At 68.0% G+C, this 21,019-nt stretch carries 24 protein-coding genes; 18 read left to right on the forward strand and 6 right to left on the reverse strand.

Features of this window, described 5'->3' with window-relative positions:
• Nucleotides 1–230 precede the first annotated feature (230 nt).
• The 3 genes from ACU5AX_RS16405 to sucC all read right to left on the reverse strand — a co-directional run bounded on the left by ACU5AX_RS16405 (nucleotide 231) and on the right by sucC (nucleotide 3,301).
• Nucleotides 231–1,160, reverse strand: a complete 930-nt coding sequence (locus ACU5AX_RS16405; RefSeq protein WP_446691832.1) for an electron transfer flavoprotein subunit alpha/FixB family protein — start codon at nucleotides 1,158–1,160, stop codon at nucleotides 231–233.
• Entirely contained in the window at nucleotides 1,157–1,903 is a 747-nt protein-coding gene (locus ACU5AX_RS16410; RefSeq protein ID WP_446691833.1) for an electron transfer flavoprotein subunit beta/FixA family protein, read from the reverse strand. The genes ACU5AX_RS16405 and ACU5AX_RS16410 overlap by 4 nt, the downstream gene beginning before the upstream one ends.
• Nucleotides 1,904–2,101: 198 nt before the next feature.
• Nucleotides 2,102–3,301, reverse strand: a complete 1,200-nt coding sequence (sucC, locus tag ACU5AX_RS16415) for an ADP-forming succinate--CoA ligase subunit beta (protein WP_446691834.1) — start codon at nucleotides 3,299–3,301, stop codon at nucleotides 2,102–2,104.
• Nucleotides 3,302–3,433: 132 nt separating this feature from the next.
• Between sucC and ACU5AX_RS16420 the strand changes: the two genes are divergently transcribed.
• Nucleotides 3,434–3,976 (forward strand): sterol desaturase family protein, encoded by a 543-nt coding sequence (locus ACU5AX_RS16420; RefSeq protein ID WP_198354091.1) that lies wholly within the window; start codon nucleotides 3,434–3,436, stop codon nucleotides 3,974–3,976.
• 24 nt (nucleotides 3,977–4,000) lie between these two features.
• On the forward strand, nucleotides 4,001–4,333 hold the full coding sequence (locus ACU5AX_RS16425) for a PilZ domain-containing protein (protein ID WP_446691835.1): 333 nt from the start codon (nucleotides 4,001–4,003) through the stop codon (nucleotides 4,331–4,333).
• A 203-nt stretch (nucleotides 4,334–4,536) separates the two neighbouring features.
• On the opposite strand, the gene ACU5AX_RS16430 is transcribed toward ACU5AX_RS16425, so the two are convergent.
• Complete coding sequence (locus ACU5AX_RS16430; protein ID WP_198354089.1) at nucleotides 4,537–5,472, reverse strand: ribose-phosphate pyrophosphokinase; 936 nt, start codon at nucleotides 5,470–5,472, stop codon at nucleotides 4,537–4,539.
• A gap of 104 nt (nucleotides 5,473–5,576) precedes the next feature.
• Here ACU5AX_RS16430 and ACU5AX_RS16435 point away from each other — a divergent pair, with 104 nt between their 5' ends.
• Complete coding sequence (locus ACU5AX_RS16435) at nucleotides 5,577–6,911, forward strand: glutamate--tRNA ligase (RefSeq protein ID WP_446691836.1); 1,335 nt, start codon at nucleotides 5,577–5,579, stop codon at nucleotides 6,909–6,911.
• Between the two features lie 115 nt (nucleotides 6,912–7,026).
• The gene (locus ACU5AX_RS16440; protein WP_446691837.1) at nucleotides 7,027–7,692 is read left to right on the forward strand and encodes an energy transducer TonB; all 666 of its coding nucleotides are present in this window, start codon (nucleotides 7,027–7,029) and stop codon (nucleotides 7,690–7,692) included.
• Nucleotides 7,693–7,772: 80 nt separating this feature from the next.
• Here ACU5AX_RS16440 and ACU5AX_RS16445 read toward each other — a convergent pair whose 3' ends face one another.
• On the reverse strand, nucleotides 7,773–8,084 hold the full coding sequence (locus ACU5AX_RS16445; RefSeq protein ID WP_446691838.1) for a hypothetical protein: 312 nt from the start codon (nucleotides 8,082–8,084) through the stop codon (nucleotides 7,773–7,775).
• A 93-nt stretch (nucleotides 8,085–8,177) separates the two neighbouring features.
• Here ACU5AX_RS16445 and ACU5AX_RS16450 point away from each other — a divergent pair, with 93 nt between their 5' ends.
• The 8 genes from ACU5AX_RS16450 to ACU5AX_RS16485 all read left to right on the forward strand — a co-directional run bounded on the left by ACU5AX_RS16450 (nucleotide 8,178) and on the right by ACU5AX_RS16485 (nucleotide 13,715).
• Nucleotides 8,178–8,570, forward strand: coding sequence for a hypothetical protein (locus ACU5AX_RS16450; protein WP_446691839.1), 393 nt, complete (start codon nucleotides 8,178–8,180; stop codon nucleotides 8,568–8,570).
• A 101-nt stretch (nucleotides 8,571–8,671) separates the two neighbouring features.
• The gene (locus ACU5AX_RS16455; protein ID WP_446691840.1) at nucleotides 8,672–9,007 is read left to right on the forward strand and encodes a hypothetical protein; all 336 of its coding nucleotides are present in this window, start codon (nucleotides 8,672–8,674) and stop codon (nucleotides 9,005–9,007) included.
• A 641-nt stretch (nucleotides 9,008–9,648) separates the two neighbouring features.
• A complete protein-coding gene (locus tag ACU5AX_RS16460) occupies nucleotides 9,649–9,996 on the forward strand; it encodes a hypothetical protein (protein ID WP_198354083.1) in 348 nt (115 codons plus the stop codon).
• Nucleotides 9,984–11,081 carry a bifunctional diaminohydroxyphosphoribosylaminopyrimidine deaminase/5-amino-6-(5-phosphoribosylamino)uracil reductase RibD gene (gene ribD / locus ACU5AX_RS16465; protein ID WP_446691841.1) on the forward strand — a complete coding sequence of 366 codons (1,098 nt, stop codon included), beginning with the start codon at nucleotides 9,984–9,986 and terminating at the stop codon, nucleotides 11,079–11,081. Before ACU5AX_RS16460 ends, ribD begins: the two co-directional genes overlap by 13 nt.
• On the forward strand, nucleotides 11,066–11,689 hold the full coding sequence (locus tag ACU5AX_RS16470; RefSeq protein WP_446691842.1) for a riboflavin synthase: 624 nt from the start codon (nucleotides 11,066–11,068) through the stop codon (nucleotides 11,687–11,689). Before ribD ends, ACU5AX_RS16470 begins: the two co-directional genes overlap by 16 nt.
• Nucleotides 11,673–12,803, forward strand: coding sequence for a 3,4-dihydroxy-2-butanone-4-phosphate synthase (gene ribB, locus ACU5AX_RS16475; RefSeq protein ID WP_446691843.1), 1,131 nt, complete (start codon nucleotides 11,673–11,675; stop codon nucleotides 12,801–12,803). The genes ACU5AX_RS16470 and ribB overlap by 17 nt, the downstream gene beginning before the upstream one ends.
• A 14-nt stretch (nucleotides 12,804–12,817) precedes the next feature.
• The gene (gene ribH / locus ACU5AX_RS16480; RefSeq protein ID WP_446691844.1) at nucleotides 12,818–13,237 is read left to right on the forward strand and encodes a 6,7-dimethyl-8-ribityllumazine synthase; all 420 of its coding nucleotides are present in this window, start codon (nucleotides 12,818–12,820) and stop codon (nucleotides 13,235–13,237) included.
• A gap of 16 nt (nucleotides 13,238–13,253) precedes the next feature.
• Nucleotides 13,254–13,715 carry a hypothetical protein gene (locus ACU5AX_RS16485; protein ID WP_446691845.1) on the forward strand — a complete coding sequence of 154 codons (462 nt, stop codon included), beginning with the start codon at nucleotides 13,254–13,256 and terminating at the stop codon, nucleotides 13,713–13,715.
• 141 nt (nucleotides 13,716–13,856) lie between these two features.
• On the opposite strand, the gene ACU5AX_RS16490 is transcribed toward ACU5AX_RS16485, so the two are convergent.
• Complete coding sequence (locus tag ACU5AX_RS16490; protein WP_446691846.1) at nucleotides 13,857–14,945, reverse strand: alkene reductase; 1,089 nt, start codon at nucleotides 14,943–14,945, stop codon at nucleotides 13,857–13,859.
• Nucleotides 14,946–14,998: 53 nt separating this feature from the next.
• Here ACU5AX_RS16490 and ACU5AX_RS16495 point away from each other — a divergent pair, with 53 nt between their 5' ends.
• From ACU5AX_RS16495 to ACU5AX_RS16520, 6 genes are all read left to right on the forward strand, one after another.
• Nucleotides 14,999–15,973: a DMT family transporter gene (locus tag ACU5AX_RS16495; protein WP_446691847.1), complete on the forward strand. Its 975-nt coding sequence runs from the start codon at nucleotides 14,999–15,001 to the stop codon at nucleotides 15,971–15,973.
• Entirely contained in the window at nucleotides 15,970–16,623 is a 654-nt protein-coding gene (locus ACU5AX_RS16500; protein WP_446691848.1) for a COQ9 family protein, read from the forward strand. Before ACU5AX_RS16495 ends, ACU5AX_RS16500 begins: the two co-directional genes overlap by 4 nt.
• A gap of 90 nt (nucleotides 16,624–16,713) precedes the next feature.
• Nucleotides 16,714–16,974: a FeoA family protein gene (locus ACU5AX_RS16505; RefSeq protein ID WP_198354075.1), complete on the forward strand. Its 261-nt coding sequence runs from the start codon at nucleotides 16,714–16,716 to the stop codon at nucleotides 16,972–16,974.
• A gap of 14 nt (nucleotides 16,975–16,988) precedes the next feature.
• A complete protein-coding gene (gene feoB / locus ACU5AX_RS16510; RefSeq protein ID WP_446691849.1) occupies nucleotides 16,989–18,851 on the forward strand; it encodes a ferrous iron transporter B in 1,863 nt (620 codons plus the stop codon).
• 11 nt (nucleotides 18,852–18,862) lie between these two features.
• Nucleotides 18,863–19,438: a single-stranded DNA-binding protein gene (gene ssb / locus ACU5AX_RS16515; RefSeq protein WP_198354073.1), complete on the forward strand. Its 576-nt coding sequence runs from the start codon at nucleotides 18,863–18,865 to the stop codon at nucleotides 19,436–19,438.
• Nucleotides 19,439–19,440: 2 nt separating this feature from the next.
• Nucleotides 19,441–20,979, forward strand: coding sequence for a sensor histidine kinase (locus ACU5AX_RS16520; protein ID WP_446691850.1), 1,539 nt, complete (start codon nucleotides 19,441–19,443; stop codon nucleotides 20,977–20,979).
• The last annotated feature ends 40 nt before the right edge of the window (nucleotides 20,980–21,019 follow it).

The raw sequence follows: 21,019 nt of genomic DNA on the forward strand, positions 1-21,019 counted from the left end.
GATGACGATCAGTGGTCGTGAGGGATGAAGTCGGGGCGGCTTGGCGCACCTCCCAGCGACGGAAAACATCCGCCGGCAAGGCCGTCGCGGCGGCAGCCCGTGCGCACGGCTAGAGGGTCGTCGCCAAACAAAACGACGCGGGGATCACCCCCGCGTCGCATGTCGTCAGTCCACACCTTGGCGCCGCTGACCGGGTTGCCGCCGGCGGCGGGGGACCCCGCCTGCCGCCGTCAGAGCTTTTCGGTCAGCTCGGGCACGACCTTGAACAGGTCGCCGACCAGGCCGATGTCCGCGACCTGGAAGATCGGCGCGTCCTCGTCCTTGTTGATCGCGATGATCGTCTTCGAATCCTTCATGCCGGCCAGGTGCTGGATCGCGCCCGAGATACCGACCGCGATATAGACTTCCGGCGCGACGATCTTGCCGGTCTGGCCGACCTGATAGTCGTTGGGCACGAAGCCCGCATCGACCGCCGCGCGGCTGGCGCCGACGCCGGCGCCCAATTTGTCGGCGAGCGGCTCGATCAGCGCATGGAAGTTCTCGCCATTCTGCAGCGCGCGGCCGCCGGAGACGATAATCTTGGCGCTGGTCAGCTCCGGCCGTGCACTCTGCGCGATCTCGGCATTGACGAAGCGCGACACGCCCGTGTCGCCGGTCGCGGCGATCGGCTCGATCGCCGCCGAACCGCCCTCGGCCGCGGCCTTATCGAAGGCCGTGCCGCGCACGGTGATCACCTTCTTGGCGTCCGACGTCTGCACCGTTGCGATCGCATTGCCGGCGTAGATCGGACGGGTGAAGGTGTCCTCGCTCTCGACCGACAGGATGTCGCTGATCTGCATCACGTCAAGCAGCGCGGCGACGCGCGGCGCGACATTCTTGCCGGTGGTGGTGGACGGCGCGACGAAGGCGTCGTGGTCGGCCATCAGCTGGACCACCAGCGGCGCGACATTCTCGGCCAGCGCATGCGCATAAGCGGCATCGTCGGCGACATGGACCTTGCCGACGCCGGCAATCTTCGCCGCTGCCTGTGCGACGCCGTCGACACCCTGGCCGGCGACGAGCAGATGCACCTCGCCCAGTTTCGACGCGGCGGTGACCGCGGCGAGCGTGGCGTCCTTGACGGCCGTGCCGTCGTGTTCGACCCAGACGAGCGTCTTCACTTGGCAATCCCCATCGCGTGCAGCTTCATGACCAGTTCGTCGACGTCGGCGACCTTGATGCCGGCGCTGCGCTTGGCCGGCTCGACCACCTTCAGCGTCTTGATCCGCGGGGTGACGTCGACGCCGTAATCGGCCGCCGTCTTCTGCGCGAGCGGCTTCGACTTGGCCTTCATGATGTTAGGCAGCGAGGCGTAGCGCGGCTCGTTGAGGCGCAGGTCGGTGGTGACGATCGCGGGCAGCGTGAACGTGTCCGTCTCGAGACCGCCGTCGACCTCGCGGGTCACGGTGACGCTGTCGGCAGCCAGCTCGACCTTCGAGGCGAAGGTGCCCTGGCCCCAGCCGAGCAGGCCGGCAAGCATCTGCCCGGTCTGGTTGTTGTCGTCGTCGATCGCCTGCTTGCCGAGGATCACCAGGTTCGGCTGTTCCTCCTCGACGATCTTGGCGAGGATCTTGGCGACGCCGAGCGGCTCGACCTTCTCTTCCGACGTGACCAGGATGCCGCGGTCGGCGCCCATCGCCAGCGCGGTGCGGATCGTCTCCTGCGCCTTGGGCTCGCCGATCGACACGACGACGATCTCGGTCACGCCCTTGTCCTTGAGGCGGATGGCTTCCTCGACCGCGATCTCGTCGAACGGGTTCATGCTCATCTTGACGTTGGCGAGGTCGACCCCCGTCCCGTCCGCCTTCACCCGGGGCTTCACGTTATAGTCAAGCACGCGCTTGACCGGCACCAGCACCTTCATTTGCGTCCTTCCAGTCTTGGCCGCCGGAGCCGTTCGAAGGCTCCGTATCGATGGCGGATATGGCGGTTTTCCGCCGTTTTCGCAAGTTCAGTACGGAAAAGCCCGCCTGACGTTACGGCATCCTTGCCCCCCAAACGCATCGGGCCCGGACATGGTGTCCGAGCCCGTGCAATTTGGTCGATCAGGATGCCGCGAGCATCACGCCGCCTTCTGGACCTCCGCGACGATCTTCTTCGCCGCATCGCCCAGGTCGTTGGCGGGCACGATCGCCAGGCCGGAATTGGCGAGGATTTCCTTGCCCTTCTCGACGTTGGTGCCTTCCAGCCGGACGACCAGCGGCACCTGCAGGTTTACTTCCTTCGCCGCCGCGACGATGCCGTCGGCGATGATGTCGCAGCGCATGATGCCGCCGAAGATGTTGACCAGGATGCCCTTTACGTTGGGATCCTTGAGGATGATCTTGAACGCCGCGGTCACCTTCTCCTTATTGGCGCCGCCGCCGACGTCGAGGAAGTTGGCCGGGAACATGCCGTTCAGCTTGATGATGTCCATCGTCGCCATGGCAAGGCCGGCGCCGTTGACCATGCAGCCGATGTCGCCGTCGAGCTTGATGTAGGCGAGGTCGTACTTCGACGCCTCGATCTCGGCCGGATCCTCCTCCGTCTCGTCGCGCAGCTCGGCGAGGTCCTTGTGGCGGAACATCGCGTTCGAATCGAAGCCGACCTTGGCGTCGAGCACCATCAGCTTGTTGTCGTCGGTAACGGCGAGCGGGTTGATCTCGATCTGCGCGGCATCGGTGCCGAGGAACGCGACATAGACCTTGGACGCCAGGCTCTGCGCCTGCTTGGCGAGATCGCCGGTCAGACCGAGTGCCTTGGCAACGGCGCGGCCGTGGTGCGGCTGGAAGCCGGTCGCGGGATCGACCGCGAAGGTGTGGATCTTCTCCGGCGTCGAGTGCGCGACCTCCTCGATGTCCATGCCGCCCTCGGTCGAGACGACGAAGGCAACGCGGCCGGTGGCGCGGTCGACCAGCAGCGCGAGGTAGAATTCCTTGGCGATGTCGACGCCGTCGGTCACGTACAGGCGGTTGACCTGCTTGCCGGCTTCACCCGTCTGGATGGTGACCAGCGTGTTGCCGAGCATCTCGGTCGCGGCATGGCGGACCTCGTCCTCGGTCTTGGCGAGGCGGACGCCGCCCTTGGCTTCGGCAGGCAGTTCCTTGAACTTGCCCTTGCCGCGGCCGCCGGCGTGGATCTGCGCCTTGACGACATAGAGCGGCCCGGGCAGCTTCTTCGAGGCTTCCACCGCTTCCTCGACGCTCATCGCGGCGAAACCGGCCGGAACGGGCACGCCGAACTTCGCCAGCAGTTCCTTGGCTTGATATTCGTGAATGTTCATGGCCTGCCTCGCCTTGCATGACTATATGGAGAGTTGCGGCAAGCCCTTCGCACAGGCGGCCCCGCGAATCCACCCCGGATTTACCGGGCACATCGCACTTAATGCAAGTGCATCGCAGTAGACGGAATTGCAATGTCCTGGCCGATCGGCATCCTTCTCTTCGTGGCAACGGTGATCGGCATGGAAGGCTTCGCCTATGCCGCGCACCGCTGGATCATGCATGGGCCGGGCTGGTTCCTGCATGAAAGCCACCATCGCGCGCGCACCGGCAATTGGGAGCTGAACGACCTCTATGCCGCAATCTTTGCGGTGCCGTCGTTCGTGCTGCTGCTCGGCGGCGTGCAACTCGGCTGGTGGCCCGGCTTCGCCTGGATCGGCGCGGGCATCGCCGCCTATGGCGCGATCTATTTCGGCTTCCACGACATCATCGTGCACAAGCGGCTTCCGACGCGCTATCTACCCAAGTCGAGTTATATGAAGCGGATCATCCAGGCGCATCGGCTGCACCATGTCGTGGAAACGAAGCAGGGTACCGTGAGCTTCGGCTTCCTGATCGCGCCGCGGCCGGAAGATCTGAAGGCGGAACTCAAGCGCCGGTCGCGCCGCGGTGTCCGCGCGCCGGTTCAGTCCCCCGCAGCCGAGGCGACGCTGGCCGACACATTGGCAGAAAAGTAACCATTGCGTGGCACCACGCGTGCCATGGAACAGCCGATCTTCAACGAACCGATCGAATCGGTGGATGGCGGCGATCACCGTCGTGCCCTGCGCAAGGCGGTGCGGATGCGCGCCCATCTGCGCGATCGGGGGCAGACTCGGTTCGAGATCGACGTGACCGACCTGTCGGAATCGGGATTCCGCGCCGAGACGAGCTTCACCTTGTGGCCTGGCACGGTCGTGTGGCTGACGCTGCCGGGACTCGCCGGGCTCGAGGCGGTGGTCGCGTGGCGCGACAAATTCCATTATGGCTGCGCCTTCGCCAAGCCACTTCACCCCGCGGTGTTCGAGCATATCATCGCCTTGTCGCAGCGCTAAGCGCGGCCACGCCCGTGCTGGTGCGGCCTAGCCGCAGACGCGCGGGCGGCCGGCGGCTCGGCAATGCCGAACCGGTCCGGCGTCACGACGGGGGCTTCGCGGTCGTCGCTGTTCCCAGCAATCGTCGCCGCATCAAAACGCCGGCAAAACCGTCGTCAGTGGGGTCGCGCAAGGCACGGACGTGACCGCGCCTGCACCCGGCATCAGTCGAACAGGCTGCTGACGCTCGTCTCGTCGGCGATCCGCTTGATCGCCTCGCCGAGCAGCGGCGCGATCGGCAGATGTCGGATCTTCCCCGCCCTACCGATCGATTCGTGATTGCCGATCGAGTCGGTGATGACCAGCTCGCGCAGCGCGGATCCTTCAACGCGCGCCACCGCGCCGCCCGACAGCACGCCGTGCGTGACATAGGCGACGACATCCTCCGCCCCCGCCTCGCGCAGCGCCGCCGCCGCGTTGCACAGCGTCCCCGCCGAATCGACGATGTCGTCGATCAGGATGCAAAAGCGGCCCTCGACGTCGCCGATGATGTTCATCACCTCCGACTCGCCGGCGCGCTCGCGACGCTTGTCGACGATCGCCAGCGGCGCATTGTCGAGCCGCTTGGCGAGCTGGCGGGCGCGCACCACGCCGCCGACGTCGGGCGAGACGACCATCAAATTCTTGCCCTTGAAGCGCGCATGGATGTCCGCGCTCATCACCGGCGCGGCGTAGAGATTGTCGGTCGGGATGTCGAAGAAACCCTGGATCTGCCCGGCGTGCAGATCGACCGACAGCACGCGGTCGGCGCCCGCAACGGTGATCAGATTGGCCACCAGCTTGGCCGAGATCGGCGTGCGCGGTCCCGGCTTCCGATCCTGGCGCGCATAACCCATGTACGGGATCACCGCGGTGATCCGCTTCGCTGACGCGCGCTTCAACGCGTCGATGATGATCAGCAATTCCATCAGATTGTCGTTGGCGGGAAAGCCAGTCGACTGGATCACGAACACGTCCTCGCCGCGGACATTCTCCTGGATCTCGACGAAGATCTCCTCGTCGGCGAAGCGCCGCACCAGCGCCTCGGTCAGCGGCAGTTCGAGATAGCCCGCGATCGCCTGCGCCAGCGGAAGGTTCGAATTGCCGGTCATCAGTTTCATGCGCACGTGCTCCACCCCGTCGGATGGCACGGTCCCTTAGGGCGGTCTTGTCCGAATCGGAAGCGCGCTTGTTCATGCCGCCCCGGCTGGCTACCGCCGCGGACATGACCGTGACCCGTTTCGCTCCCTCGCCGACCGGCCGCCTGCACGTCGGCAACATCCGCACCGCCCTGCACAGCTGGATGCTGGCGCAGCGCGACGGCGGCCGGTTCGTGCTGCGCATCGACGATACCGATGCCGAGCGATCGGAGGAGCGCTACGTCGACGCGATCCGCGCCGACCTCGCCTGGCTCGGCCTCGATGCGGATGTCGAGGTGCGCCAGTCGCAGCGCTTCGCGCTCTATCAGGCGCGCTTCGACGCCCTGCTCGCCGCCGGGCGCATCTACCCGGCCTATGAGACGGCGCAGGAGCTCGATCTCAAGCGCAAGATCCTGCTCGGTCGCGGCCTGCCACCGGTCTACGACCGCGCCGCGCTACAGCTCAGCGAAGCGGAGCGGGCGCAGCTGGAGGCGGACGGGGTGCGGCCGCACTGGCGGTTCAAGCTCGACCATGACGCGCCGATCGTCTGGGACGATCTGATCCGCGGTCCGCAGCAGTTCGACCCCCGGACGATGAGCGACCCGGTCATCCGCCGCGCGGACGGATCGTGGCTGTACATGCTGCCGTCGGCGATCGACGACGCCGATCTCGGCATCACCCATGTCGTGCGCGGTGAGGACCATGTCTCCAACACCGCGCTGCAGCTGCAGATGTTCGCGGCGATGAGCGTCGCCCCGCCCGCCTTCGCGCACGAGGCGCTGCTGACCGGCAGCGAGGGCAAATTGTCGAAGCGGCTCGGCTCGCTCGGCGTCGACCATTTCCGCGCGGAGGGGATCGAGCCGCAGGCGGTGATCGCGCTGCTCGCCCGGATCGGCACCAGCGACCCGGTCGAGCCGCTGGTCGACCCGGCCCCCCTGATCGCCGCGCTCGACTTCACCCGCTTCGGCCGGGCGCCGGCGCGCTTCGACGAGGCGGAGCTGGCGCAGGTCAATGCCCGTATCGTCCATCAGCTGCCGCATGCGGCGGTCGCCGGGCGGCTGCCCGAAGGCATGGGCGCGGCGGAATGGGAGGCGGTGCGCCCCAACCTCACCCGCGTCGCCGACGCCGGCGACTGGTGGCAGGTGATCGAGGGGCCGGTGGAGGCCCCCGGCGCCGATGCCGACACCCGCGCCTATCTGGCCGCCGCCGCGGAGGCCGCCGAGGCGATCGACTGGGCGGGCGATCCCTGGCACGCACTCACCGACCGGCTGAAGCAGGCGACCGGGCGCAAGGGCAAGGTGCTGTTCCTGCCGCTGCGCCAGGCGCTGACCGGCCGCGACCAGGGGCCCGACATGGCGGCGCTGCTGCCGCTGATCGGCCGGACGCGCGCGGTCGAGCGGCTGCGCCGCGCCGCCGGCTGAGGCAAAGTTCACAAAGTTCGCGCACGGACGGACGCAACTTGACCCGCGCGATGCATGATGTAACATCACACGAATCAGAGGAGATATGTCACGCCATCATAACGGGAGAGGGTTCATGTACGCCGACCGCTACGCCAAGCCGACCCGCTTCAGCCCGACCGGGCTGACCGCCGCCATCGCGATCAACGGCGCACTGGTCGCCGCGTTGATCTTCGCGGCGCCGCACGTGCTGCCCAATCCACCGAAGGACGGCCCGATCGAAACCTATACGGTGCCCCCTGATCAGCCTCCGCCGCCGCCCGAGGTGCAGCCCAAGCCGCATGACGTGGTGGCCAAGGTGCCCGACGAGACGATCGCCGCGCCGACGCCGATCGTGAAGGTGCCGACCACGGCGCCGCTCACCACCATCGACCTGCCGCCGATCGCGCCGCCGGTCAGCCCGCGGATCGGCACCGAGCCGACGTCCGCGCCGACCAGCGCGCCGCCGCTGCCGCTGATCGCGCCGACCGTCGACCCGCGCTACGCCGATGCGTTGCAGCCGCCCTATCCCGCCGCCGAGCGTCGCGCCAATCGCGAGGGCCGGGTCACCGTCCGTGCGCTGATCGGCATCGACGGGCGGGTCTTGCGGATCGAGCAGGTCGAGGCGACCAGCGACGCCTTCTGGCGCGCCGTCCAGGCCCAGGCGCTGAGCCGCTGGCGGTTCAAGCCGGGCACGCGCGGCGGCGTCCCCGTCGAGGCGTGGCGGACGATGACGCTCCGCTTCGTGCTGGAGGACGAGTGATCATGTGACCGGCGCCGGGAGCGGCCGGGCCGCTCCCGGCCAATCGCGACCATCCCCGACGCCTTTTACCACGTCGCGTTCTACAATGCCCCGACCATAGGGGTCGGGCGATGCGGTCGCAGGATTTTACGAGCTGAATGTAGCAGGTAGCAGCGGGTGACGCGACGATGAGCCAGCGCAGCAGCACGTGAGTCGAGGCGCATAGCGGCGTAGACGCGCTTGTTGATGTCGCCAGGAGGCACGGCGTCCATCTCGTCAGGCTCACCGCTGATAAAGGACGCGAGCACTTTGCCGCCAGCCAGCACGAATTTGAAACGCTTTGCCAATATAGCGCCGAAAGCGGACGTTCCGCTCGCGCCCACAAACGGACGTGAGCTGTTCAGTGCCGCCATACGATAGCGGACATCGTCGCACTCTGTTTCAGGTCGCCTATGTGGAAGATATACCGCGCTACCGGTCTACTGTCGGCGACTATGATTTTGTGTATGGCCGCAACTTCCAAGCCTTATGTGCAGGAGGATAAGCAATTTCGGGCGGCGTTCGAGAATAACAGTACATCTCCATCCTTCATCATGATCACAGTCGTGGAGGGCCAGTCCGGGATCACGAAGACAGGATGCATCACGCCCGCAACGTTGACACATGCTATTGAGATCGAGCGGGAGTTGCAGCCCGACTACAGCTTGAGGGGGCTTTCAGCGGAAGTGGCATTGGCGGCGCCAGATCACCGCTTTTATTTCCAGAAGCCGGAAACGCTGCGAGCAATTGGTTTCGGTGAGTTAGAAATTAATGACGCCGCGGCTTGCGATATTATTCGGCGGGGCAAGCCTGCCTTCCGGGCCGACCGCACCGGACAGATTATGGTAGGACAGCCGTGATACGCTAGTTCGCGTCAGGCGTCCGTCCGTTCACCTCTCAAAAGCGGACGTTCCGCTTATGCCCAATTGCGGGCATTCGGCCGGTGCGGCATCGTTTGAGAATGGCAGAGTTCGAGAGCTTGGACGGCGAGGGCGCCTGGGACGCGGAGTTCGCGGCTGATCTGATCGGCTGTACGCTTCTGGTCGGCCTCACATTTGTCGATCACGACAACCGCCTAATTCGGCGCCAGCAGTTCCACGGAACGGTTGTTGCAGCTGATCGCAACTCCGGCATCGTAATATGCCAGGACAACGGCGAGGAGGCTACGATTGCGCCCGCCCTCGATGCAATCGAGCCCGCGCAGCCCGGCATCTACCACTTAGCCGACGAAGACATTGTAGTGGAGGACCCTAATTTCACGGCGCTTCTGACGGTTCGGGCGCCACTGCGTAACTAGGCTGCAATGTTACAATGCCCAAAGGCAGACATCAGGCATCCATAACTCGCCAGCGGTTATGTCGATCATGAGCCAAGTCGTTCGTTTGATCCATAGGCGCTTGCTATGGTGTGGTCACTCACATTGAAGCTCAGTCGGCTCCTCGTCCGGCGCAATGCAGCGGACCGCTCGTATGTCACTCGCTCGAACCGCCGAAGTTCGGTACGGTACGAGTTGGGCGTTCGCCTTATTGATCGCGGTCGCGAATTCCCGAGGCGTTACTCGCGCACGAACCGCGTCGGCGGCTGACGACACCGAGAGCAGCACGGCGGCAACAGCAACGATGGTTTTCACCGCTTGATGCTGTCGCACGAATCGGCGCCGGTCAATGTCCGCTTTCCCCAACATCATACGGTTCGCCGCTTGCGGACATTGCTGCGACCGCCGATGCTCACGGGATACGGCCGCGAGATGATGGGCTCGCGAAGATCACGCGACGCGAGCCGGGCAACCGGCATGAGGAACGAGTCGAACGTCGCCGGACCGCGATGCGGACAAGATGGATGCCGGTCGATCCTGCTCCCTGCGTTGTCGGCCGCCACCGTTCGTCCAGCGGATCACCAGGGCTGGTCGCCGCTCGCCAGCGCTCCTATCTTCCCCCCATGTCCTTCTTCAGCCGTTTCTCGCCGGTGCGGGCCTATAAGGACCTGCGCATGTTCCTCGCCGGCCGCGAGCGCTACGAACTCGGCTTCCTGGCCGCGGCGATCGCGATCACGGGCTTCTTCGTCTACGCCTTCGCGCGCAACGACTATGACATCCCGCCCAAGCCGCCGGAGATCATCTACGTCCAGCAATGGCGCGCCGATCGCACCGATGCGCAGATCCGCGCCCAGCAGGCGATCGACAAGGTGAAGAAGGACAAGGAGATCGACGCCTATAACGCCCGGGTCGACAAGATGCGGGCGCAGTTCAAGGCGGTTGACGACAAAATGAACAAATGGGGGCTGTGACCGGCGGCACGACCGTCGCTGCCGACGATGGGCGGTGGATGGAGGCGGCGCTGACGCTCGCCACCCGGACGCAGGGGCGGACGACGCCCAATCCCAATGTCGGCTGCGTGATCGTCCGCCATGGCCGGGTGGTCGGGCGCGGCTGGACGCAGCCGGGCGGGCGGCCGCATGCCGAGGCGATGGCGCTGGCCGAAGCGGGCGCGGCGGCGCGCGGCGCCACCGCCTATGTCACGCTGGAGCCGTGCGCCCATGCCAGCACGCGCGGTCCGGCGTGCGCCGACTTGCTGGTCGCCGCCGGCGTCGCGCGGGTCGTCGCGGCGCTGCGCGACCCCGATCCGCGCACCGACGGCAGCGGCTTCGCACGCCTCGCAGAGGCGGGCATCGCGGTCGCCACCGGCGTGCGCGCCGAGGAGGCGGTGCGGAGCATGGCCGGCTTCCTGACCCGGCGGCGGCTCGGCCGGCCGTTCGTGACGCTGAAGCTCGCCACCTCGCTCGACGGCCGCATCGCGCTGGCCGACGGGACCAGCCGCTGGATCACCGGGCCGGACGCGCGCGCCCATGCCCATCTGGAGCGCAGCCGGCATGGCGCGATCCTGGTCGGCCGGGGGACGTGGGAGGTTGATCGGCCGGCGCTCGACGTGCGGCTGGCGGGGCTGGAGGCGCGCAGCCCGATGCGGGTCGTTTTGTCCTCGACCGTCATCCCGGCGGACGCCGGGACCCATGGACACGGCGGCGCTGGAGGCGGGAGCGCACCGCCGTCCATGGGTCACGGCCTGCGCCGGGATGACGAAGAAGGGGACTGGCGGGTGATCCCCTCACCCGCCGCCATCGCCGACCTCCCCGTCGACCATCTCTTCGTCGAGGGTGGCGCCGGGGCGGCGGCGGCGTTCCTGGCCGCCGATCTGGCCGACCGGTTGCTGCTCTACCGCGCGCCGATCGTCATCGGGGCCGGCCTGCCGTCGGTCGGCGACATCGGCCTGACCGATCTCGCGGCCGCGCACGGCCGCTGGCGGCTGGACGATGCGCGCGCGCTTGGCAGCGACCGGCTCGAGGTCTACGAGCGCGAACCATGTTCACCGGCATAGTCAGCGACGTCGGCACCATCGAGTCGGTCGATACCCGCGGCGACACCCGCGTCCGCATCGCCACCGCCTACGATAGCGCGACCATCGATCTCGGCGCCTCGATCGCCTGTTCGGGCGTCTGCCTGACCGTGGTCGACAAGGGCCCCGGCGCGGGCGGCGCGCATTGGTTCGCCGTCGACGTCTCGGGCGAGACGATCGCCCGCACCGCCGACCAGTGGCGCATCGGCCAGCCGCTCAACCTCGAACGCGCGATGAAATTGGGCGACGAGCTGGGCGGCCATATCGTCACCGGTCATGTCGACGGCGTCGCCACCGTGGTCGACGTCCGCCCCGACGGCGATTCGTACCGCGTCGACTTCGCTTTGCCTGCCGACCTCGCCCCGTTCGTCGCGACCAAGGGGTCGATCACCGTCGACGGCGTCTCGCTGACCGTCAACCGGGTCGAGGACCGAGGCGATGTGACGCAGTTTTCGGTCAATCTGATCCCGCATACCCAGGCGGTGACGACGCTCGGCGCGCTGGCGCCGGAACAGCGCGTCAACATCGAGATCGACGTCCTCGCCCGCTATCTCCAACGGATGGAATCCTACCGTGGCCAGTCCCGCTAAGCTGTCGCAGTTGCGGCACGCCTTCCTCTCCAGCCCCGAAGAGATCATCGACGAGGCGCGCAACGGCCGGATGTTCATCCTGGTCGACGACGAGGATCGCGAGAATGAGGGCGATCTGGTCATCCCGGCGCAGATGGCGACGCCGGAGAAGATCAACTTCATGGCGACGCACGGCCGCGGCCTGATCTGCCTGGCGCTGACCAAGCGGCGGGTCGAGGAGCTCGGCCTGTCGCTGATGAGCCGCAACAACGGCACGCGCTACGAAACCGCCTTCACCACCTCGATCGAGGCGCGCGACGGCGTCACCACCGGCATCTCCGCCGCCGACCGCGCCCGCACCATCGCGGTGGCGATCGATTCGTCCAAGGGCCGCGACGAGATCGTCACGCCGGGCCACGTCTTCCCGCTTGTGGCGCGCGACGGCGGCGTGCTGGTGCGCACCGGCCATACCGAGGCGGCGGTCGACGTGTCGCGGCTCGCCGGCCTCAATCCCAGCGGCGTGATCTGCGAGATCATGAACGACGACGGGACGATGGCGCGCCTCGACGATCTCGTCGGCTTCGCGCAGCGTCATGCGCTGAAGATCGGCACGATCCGCGACCTGATCGCCTATCGCCGCCGCCACGACCATCTCGTCGAGAAGCGGGCCGAGGCGCACTTCGTCAGCGAATGGGGCGGCGAATGGACCGCGATGACCTTCTGGAACCGGGCGACCGGCTCCGAACAGATCGCGCTGGTCAAGGGCAAGATCGATCCCGGCAAGCCGACGCTGGTGCGGATGCACGCCCTGTCGCCGTTCGCCGACATCTTCGGCGAGGGCGGCGGCCGTGCCGAGCTGCTGCGCCGCTCCATGGAGATCATCGGCGAGGAGGGCGCGGGCGTCGTCGTCGTCATCAACCGGCCGCGCGCCGACCAGTTCACGGTCGCGCTGCAGGCGAGGGCCGGAACGCTGCCCGCCGAGGACATGGAGGAGTTGCGCGACTATGGCGTCGGCGCGATGATCCTGACCGAATTGGGCGTCGAGGAAATGGAATTGCTGACCAACACGCACCACACGCTGGTCGGCCTCGACGGCTATGGCCTGTCGATCGTCGGCGAGCGGCGGATCGACTGACCCAAGGATTTACGATGGCCCATATCCTCCTCGTCGAAGCGCGCTTCTACGATCATCTGAACGACATGCTGCTTGCCGGCGCGCGGCGCGCGATCGAGGCGGCGGGGCACAGCCACGCCACCGTCACCGTGCCCGGCGCGCTGGAAGTGCCCGGCGCGATTGCGATGGCGGCGGAGACGGGCCAGTATGACGGCTATGTCGCGCTCGGCGTGGTGATCCGCGGCGAGACCTATCATTTCGAGATCGTCTCCAACGAGAGCGCGCGCGGCGTCATGGCGCTGACCATGGACGGCCTGCCGATCGGCAACGGCATCCTGACCACGGAAAACGAGGAGCAGGCGATCCGCCGCGCCGATCCCGCGCAGCTCGACAAGGGCGGCGGCGCGGCCGAGGCGGCGCTGGCGATGCTCGCGCTCAAGCACCGGCTCGGCTGAGCGGCGGCGGCGGGCGATGACACGGATCCCGCCCAGCCGCTGGAAGGTCGTCGAGCGCGGGCGGCGGCTGGAGGTGATCGACACGCAATCGGGGGTACGGATCGGCGCGGCACCGCCGCCGGTGCCGTCGTCGGGCGCGCGGCCGGGACGCCCCGTCACGAAGGCTCGTCCGGCGCCCGCCGAGAAAGACGGCGTCTGGCTGCGCAAGGTCAGCTTCGGCGGCACCAGCGACCTGACGACGCATCGTCTCTACGATGACAAGGGGCCGCGGACGGTGCGGCTCGACCCGCTGAGTGCGCGGATCGCGGGGCTTGCGATCGGCGGCATCGTGCTGGCGCTCACCGCGCTGATCGTGGCGGCGGTGTTCTGGCCGGCGATCCTGCTGGTGCTGGTGCCGCTGTTCCAGGGCAACATCCGCGCGCCGTTTCGGCGCGCGGTGACGCAATGGCTCGACGCGCGGGAAACGGGCGCGGCCTAAATCCTCCCCGCTCGCGGGAAGGTGGCAGTGCCGGCGCTGACGGAGGGGGCTGTCCACGCAGCGCCGCGTATGCGGAAAGCCCCCACCACCACGCCTCTGCGAGGCGCGGCCCCTCCCCGCTGGCGGGGAGGAATTTGGGTCCTAAGCCGCCTCGGTCTCGAGCGCGGGATAGTCGGTATAGCCCTCCGGCCCCTTGGTGTACCACGTCTTGGGATCGTCCTGGTTGAGCGGTGCGCCGCGGCGCAGCCGTTCGACCAGATCGGGGTTGGCGATGAACTTGCGGCCGAAGGCGATCGCATCGGCGACGCCCGAATCGAGATCGGCCTGCGCGCTGTCCGCCTCATAATCCTGGTTGAGGATCAGCGGGCCGGCGAACACCTGGCGGATCTGCGGGCTGAGCTTGGGCACGTCGCTCTTGCCGAAGGTACCGTCCGGGCTCTGTTCGCGCAGTTCGAGGAAGGCGATGCCGAGATCGTTCAGCGCCTTGGCGGCGGGAACGAAGACGCTGGCGGGATCGCTGTCGTCGGCGCCCTGCGTCTCGCCGTTCGGCGACAGGCGGATGCCGGTGCGGCCCGCGCCGATCGCGTCGACCACCCGCGCCACCGATTCGCGCATGAAGCGGATGCGGTTTTCCGGGCTGCCGCCGTAATCGTCGTCGCGATGGTTGGTGCCGTCGCGCAGGAACTGGTCGATCAGATAGCCATTGGCGCCGTGCAGCTGCACGCCGTCGAAGCCCGCGCGGATCGCGGCGCGCGCCGCCTCGGCATATTCGTCCTGCGCCTGCCGGATGTCGTCGAGCGTCGCCGCCTTCGCCTCGGCATAGGGATTTTCGGGCTTGTGATAGGGCGCGCGCGTCGCCGACGACGACAGCGGCTGTTGGCCGGTGACGTCCGGCCGCGCCAGCCGGCCCATGTGCCAGATCTGCGCGACGATCTTGCCGCCGGCCTGGTGCACCGCCTCGGTCACCGGCTTCCACGCCTCGACCTGCGCCTCGGTCCACAGCCCCGGCGCGTTCGGCCAGCCGAGGCCGAGCCGGCTGACGCCCGTACCCTCGGTGATGATCAGCCCGGCGCCCGCGCGCTGGCGGTAATAGTCTATCATGATCTCGGTCGGCACATGATCGTCGGTGGCGCGGCCGCGCGTCAGCGGCGCCATCACCACGCGATTGGCGGCGGCGATGTCACCCAGTTGGATCGGATCGAAGAGGCTCGGGTGCGAGGAATTGGGCATCGGCTGCTCCGTTTGTTGCCTGACGCGCCACAGATAGGCGGCTAAGGGGAGACATGCACCAGGATAGGTCGCAAAGAAAAACTGTTTCCGCCGCAACCGCGGCTGGCTCCGCCGCGCCCGCCGAGACGGGGGCATCGCCGCGGGGGTCGGGGCTCGCCTTCGCGGCACTGGTCTTCGCCAACGTCGCGCTGGCGTTCGGGCCGTGGTTCGTCCGCCTCGCCGATGTCGGGCCGGTTGCCGCCGCCTTCTGGCGGATCACGCTGGCGGTGCCGTTCCTCGCCGGCCTGGCGCTGGCCGGCGGCGCGCGGCCGGGAAGACTGCCGCGTGGCTTGTGGTGGATGCTGGGGCTGAGCGGCGTCGCCTTCGCGCTCGACCTCGGCAGCTGGCACCTCGGCATCGTCCGCACGACGATGGCCAATGCCACCCTGTTCGGCAATTGCGCGATCCTGATCTACCCGCTCTACGGCTTCCTCGCCGCGCGCGCCTGGCCGACGCGGGGCCAGGCCTTTGCGCTGGCGCTCGCCGCAGCGGGCGCGACCCTGCTGCTCGGCCGCTCCTACCAGCTCGACCCGCGCAATCTGGCCGGCGACCTGCTCTGCATCCTCGCCGGGCTGTTCTACACGCTCTATTTCGTCGTCATGGCACGGGTCCGCACGCGGATGGCGCCGCTGCCGGCGCTGGCGCTGTCGAGCACGGCCAGCGTGCTGCCGCTGCTGGTCTACGCGCTGGCGTTGGGCGAATCGGTGGTGCCGCACCACTGGACCCCGCTGCTCGCGCTGGCGCTGGTCAGCCAGGTGATCGGCCAGGGCTGCATGATCTACGCGCTCGGCCAATTGTCGCCGCTGGTGGTCGGCATCGCGCTGCTGATCCAGCCGATCGTCGCCGGTTCGGTCGGCTGGATCGCCTATGGCGAGCGGCTGCACGGAGCCGACTGGGTCGGTGTCGCGTTGGTCGCGGCGGCGCTGGTGCTGGTCCGCCGCGGCGAGGTTGCGCCGCGCGGCGCAAAGACGCAGGAAGAACGGGCATGACCGACGATCCCACTCTCGACGAGATCCGCCTCGCGCTGGCGCCGGGCATCGCCGCCAACGCCGCCTTCGACGGCTGGGGCGATGCGGCGCGCGACATGGCGGCGGATGCCGCCGGCGTCGACCGCGACATCGCGCGCCTCGCCTTCCAGGACGGCGCGGTCGGCATGATCGACGCCTGGTTCGCCTCGATCGACGCGGCGATGGCCGCCGCGCTGCCGCCGGATACGCTTAGGACGCTGCCGATCCGCGCCCGGATCAGCGAATTGGTCACCGCGCGGCTGACCGCGATGGCGCAGGACCGCGAGGCGCTGCGCCGTGCGCTCGCCATCCTCGCGCTGCCGCAGAATCTCGGCCATGCCGCGAGGCTCGGCTGGCGCAGCGTCGATGCGATGTGGCGGCTCGCCGGCGACACCGCCACCGACTACAATCACTATACCAAACGGGCGATCCTGCTCGGCGTCTACGGCGCCACCGTCACCGTCTTCCTCGACGACGACAGCGAGGGCTTCGCCGACACGCGCGCCTTCCTCGGCCGCCGGATCGAGGGGATCATGCGATTCGAGAAGGCCAAGGCGAGCATGATCCGCCGCTCCGAGCACCGCCCCAGCCTGTCGCGCTTCATCGGCCGGCTGCGCTATCCGGTGGTCTAATTCCCCTCCCGCGTGCGGGACGGATAAAAGCGCGCGGCCCTGCGACAGACGGTAATTGATAATCAGTCGCACTCCCGCTATAAAGGGAGTGTGTTTCCGACTCTGAACCTCGAGACGCTGCCGCGCCATCACGCCGCCACGGTCGATGCGATCGATTGGACCCGCCTGTCCGCCCCCGAAGCCCGGCGATTGCGCGAGCTCGGCTTCGACGAAGGCGTCGGGGTCGAGGTGCTGCACCGCGCCCGGCTGGGTGGTGGCCCGATCGCCTGCCGCATCGGCCGGATGACGGTGGCGCTGCGCCGCGCGGTCGCGTCGGCGATCCAGGTTTCGGTGCCGATGCCGGCCGAATAAGCCGGCCCGCGTCCATGGAACATCCGCCGCTGATCGCGCTGGTCGGCAATCCCAATGCCGGCAAGAGCGCGCTGTTCAACGCCCTGACCGGCGCACGGCAGAAGGTCGGCAATTACCCCGGCGTCACCGTCGAGCGCCATTCGGGCCGGCTGGTGCTCGACGACGGCCGTCCCGTCGAGCTGATCGACCTGCCCGGCGCCTACAGTCTGGAACCGTCCAGCCCGGACGAACGCGTGACCCGCGACGTCGTCACCGGCAAGGGCGGGCTGGAACGGCTGCCCGACGCGATGGTCGTCGTCGTCGACGCCGCCAATCTCGACAACCATCTACGCTTCACGCTGCAACTGATCGCGCTCGGCCTGCCGGTCGTCGTCGCGCTCAACATGATCGACCTGGCGGAGCGCGACGGGCTGACGCTCGATCCCGCCGTGCTGGAGCGCGAATTGGGCGTGCCGGTGATCCCGACCGTCGCGGTGCGGCGCCGCGGCCTCGACGCGCTGCGCGCTGCACTGGCGACGGTGGTGGCGACGCGCGGCGCGACGCCGCTGCGCCCGTCCGACGGCAGCATCCAGGACGATATCGTCACGCTGCAACGCCGCGCGCGGAAGATCGCCGGCGCCGCGACCGTCGCCGAAACCAGCGGGCGACGCTGGATGCACCTGCTCGACACGGTGGCGCTGCATCCGGTCGCCGGGCCGCTGCTGCTCGCCACCATCCTGTTCGTCATGTTCCAGGCGGTCTTTTCGTGGGCAACCGTGCCTGCCGACATGATCGACGCGGGCTTCGCGGCGCTGCAGCGGCTGATCGACACGCAATTGCCCGACGGCTTCATCCGCTCGCTGCTCGCCGATGGCCTGGTCGCCGGCGTCGGCGCAGTGGTCGTCTTCCTGCCGCAGATCCTGATCCTGTTCCTCTTCATCCTGGTGCTCGAATCGTCGGGCTATATGGTCCGCGCCGCCTTCCTGATGGACCGGTTGATGGCGACGGTCGGCCTGTCGGGGCGCGCCTTCATTCCCTTGCTGTCCAGCTTCGCCTGCGCGGTGCCGGGGATCATGGCGACCCGCGTGATCGAGGACGAGAAGGACCGGCTGACCACGATCCTGATCGCGCCGCTGATGACGTGCAGCGCGCGCTGGCCGGTCTACACGCTGATCATCGGCGCGATGATCCCCAACACGCCGGTGCTGCCGTTCGTCCGGCTGCAGGGGCTCGTCATGTTCGGCCTGCTGCTGATCGGCATCATCGGCGCCTATGCCGCCGCGCTGGTGCTGCGTCGGACGGTGACCAAGGGCGCCTCGTCGGGCTTCATGATGGAGATGCCGAAATATCAGGTGCCGCGCGCGGGCGACATCCTGCTCGGCCTGTGGCAGCGCGCGCTGATCTTCCTGAAGCGCGCCGGCACGATCATCGCCGCCACGACCATGGTGCTGTGGCTGCTGCTCAGCTTCCCCAAGCCGCCGGAAGGCAGCGGCATCAGCCCGGTCGATTATTCGATCGGCGGCCGGATCGGCCATGGCATCGAATATGTCGTCAAGCCGATCGGCTTCAACCGCGACATCGCGCTGGCGCTGTTGCCGGCGATGGCGGCGCGCGAGGTCGCGGTGTCGGCGATCGGCACCGTCTATGCCATCGACGACAAGGCCGGCGGCGGCACCGAACGGATCACCGACCAGATCCGTGGCCGCTGGAGTCTGCCGACGGCGCTCGCCTTCCTGATGTGGTTCGTTTTCGCGCCGCAATGCATATCCACCATCGCGGTGACGCGGCGCGAAACAAACGGGTGGAAGTGGCCGTTGTTCATGGTTAGCTACCTGTTCGCGGCGGCCTATCTGGCGGCCGGAATCACGTACTGGCTGGCGGTTCTCGCCGGTCTCTAGCAGAGGCAATTATGGCGGGCAGCGTCAACAAGGTCATTCTCGTCGGCAATCTGGGGCGCGACCCCGAATCGCGGTCGTTCCAGAACGGCGGCAAGGTGGTGAACCTGCGCATCGCCACGTCGGAAAGCTGGAAGGACCGCAACACCGGCGAGCGCAAGGAAAAGACCGAGTGGCATTCGGTCGCGATCTTCAACGAGGGCCTGGCCAACGTCGCCGAACGCTTCCTGCGCAAGGGGTCGAAGGTGTATATCGAGGGCCAGCTGCAGACCCGCAAATGGCAGGATCAGCAGGGCAACGACAAATATTCCACCGAGATCGTGCTGCAGGGATTCAATTCCGTGCTGACCATGCTCGACGGTCCCGGCGGCGGCCAGGGCGGCGGTGGCGGCGGCCGTAGCGGCGGCGACGACTTCGGTGGCGGCGACGATTTCGGCGGCGGCTCCTCGGGCGGCTATGGCGGCGGCGGCAACCGCGGCGGCGGCTATGGCGGCGGCCAGTCGGGCGGCGGCAATCGTGGTGGCGGCGGCTTCGGCGGCGGCCAGTCGGGTGGCTTCGCGGACGATCTCGACGACGACGTGCCGTTCTGATCGTGGCATCGGACGTACAACCGAACGCGTCCGGCTGGCGGATCGACGAGCGGGCGCGGCTGGCCGCGCTCGCCAGCTATCAGCCGCGCGCCCTGCGCAATTCGGCGGCACTCAAGCAGATCACCGACTTCGCCGCCGCGCTGTGCGAGGCGCCGATCGCGCTGGTGACGCTGATCGAGGATCGCGAGCAGCTGTTCCTTGCCCGTACCGGGCTGGCGATGGAGGGGACGAGCCGCGCCATCTCGTTCTGCGATCACACGATCCGCCGCGAGGGGCCGATGATCGTGCCGGACGCGACGGCCGATTCGCGCTTCGCGGACAATCCGCTCGTCACGCAGCAGCCGCATGTCCGTTTCTATGCCGGCGTACCGCTGATCGGCGACGGCAACGTGCCGTTGGGCGCCTTGTGCATCCTCGACGACCGGCCGCGCGACGGGCTGACGCCGCTGCAGCTGCAGGGGCTGGAGGTGCTCGCCGCCAATGTCATGGCGCGGCTGCGCGACAACCGCGACGCGATCCAGCGCCGCGACGAGGCCGACGAATCGGCGCGGCGGCTGTCCGACAGCGAGGATCGGTTTCGCACGCTGGCCGACGCGATGCCGCAGATGGTCTGGTCGACGCTGCCCGACGGTTTCCACGATTATTACAACGCGCGCTGGTATGAATTCACCGGCGCGCCCGCCGGATCGACCGACGGCGAGGGCTGGAACGACATGTTCCACCCCGACGATCAGGATCGCGCCTGGACGGTGTGGCGTCACAGTCTGGCGACGGGCGATCCCTATCAGATCGAATATCGCCTGCGCCATTTCGACGGCACCTATCGCTGGGTGCTCGGCCGCGCGCTGCCGATCCGCGATGCCGCCGGTGCGATCACCCGCTGGTTCGGCACCTGCACCGACATTCACGAGCAGAAGCTGGCGCTGGAAGAGCGCGAGGTGATCAGCCAGGAACTGTCGCACCGGATCAAGAACATCTTCGCGGTGATCTCCGGCCTGATCTCATTCGCCGCGCGTGGCCGGCCGGAATTCGCCGGCATCGCCGCCGATCTGCGCCAGCGCATCACCGCGCTCGGCCGCGCGCACGATTTCGTGCGTCCGCACAGTTCGCAATCGCGGCCGGCGTTGCAGCAGGACAGCCTGAAGGGGCTGCTGACCGAATTGTTCGCGCCCTATCGCCGCGGCGAGCGCGAGGCGATCCACATCGTCGGCGACGACATCCGCATCGACGATCGCTCGGCGACACCGCTGGCGCTGCTGTTCCACGAGCTGGCGACCAACGCGAGCAAATATGGCGCGCTGTCGCGGCCCGACGGCGACGTCGATCTGCGGCTGCGCCATGACGGCGAGGTGATGACCCTGTCTTGGGCGGAACGCGGCGGTCCCGAGGTCGAGGCGCCGCAGCATGCCGACGGCTTCGGCAGCCAGCTGATCGAACTGTCCGCGGTGCGGCAGCTCGGCGGAACGGTACAGCGCGCCTGGGACCGGGCCGGCATCGCGGTCACCGTAACGGTACCGGTGGCGGCCTTCAGCCGGCGGTAGCGACCCCGCCCCGCGACGATCGTAGGGAGGGCGCCAGGAT

This window comes from Sphingomonas benefaciens (assembly GCF_052907485.1).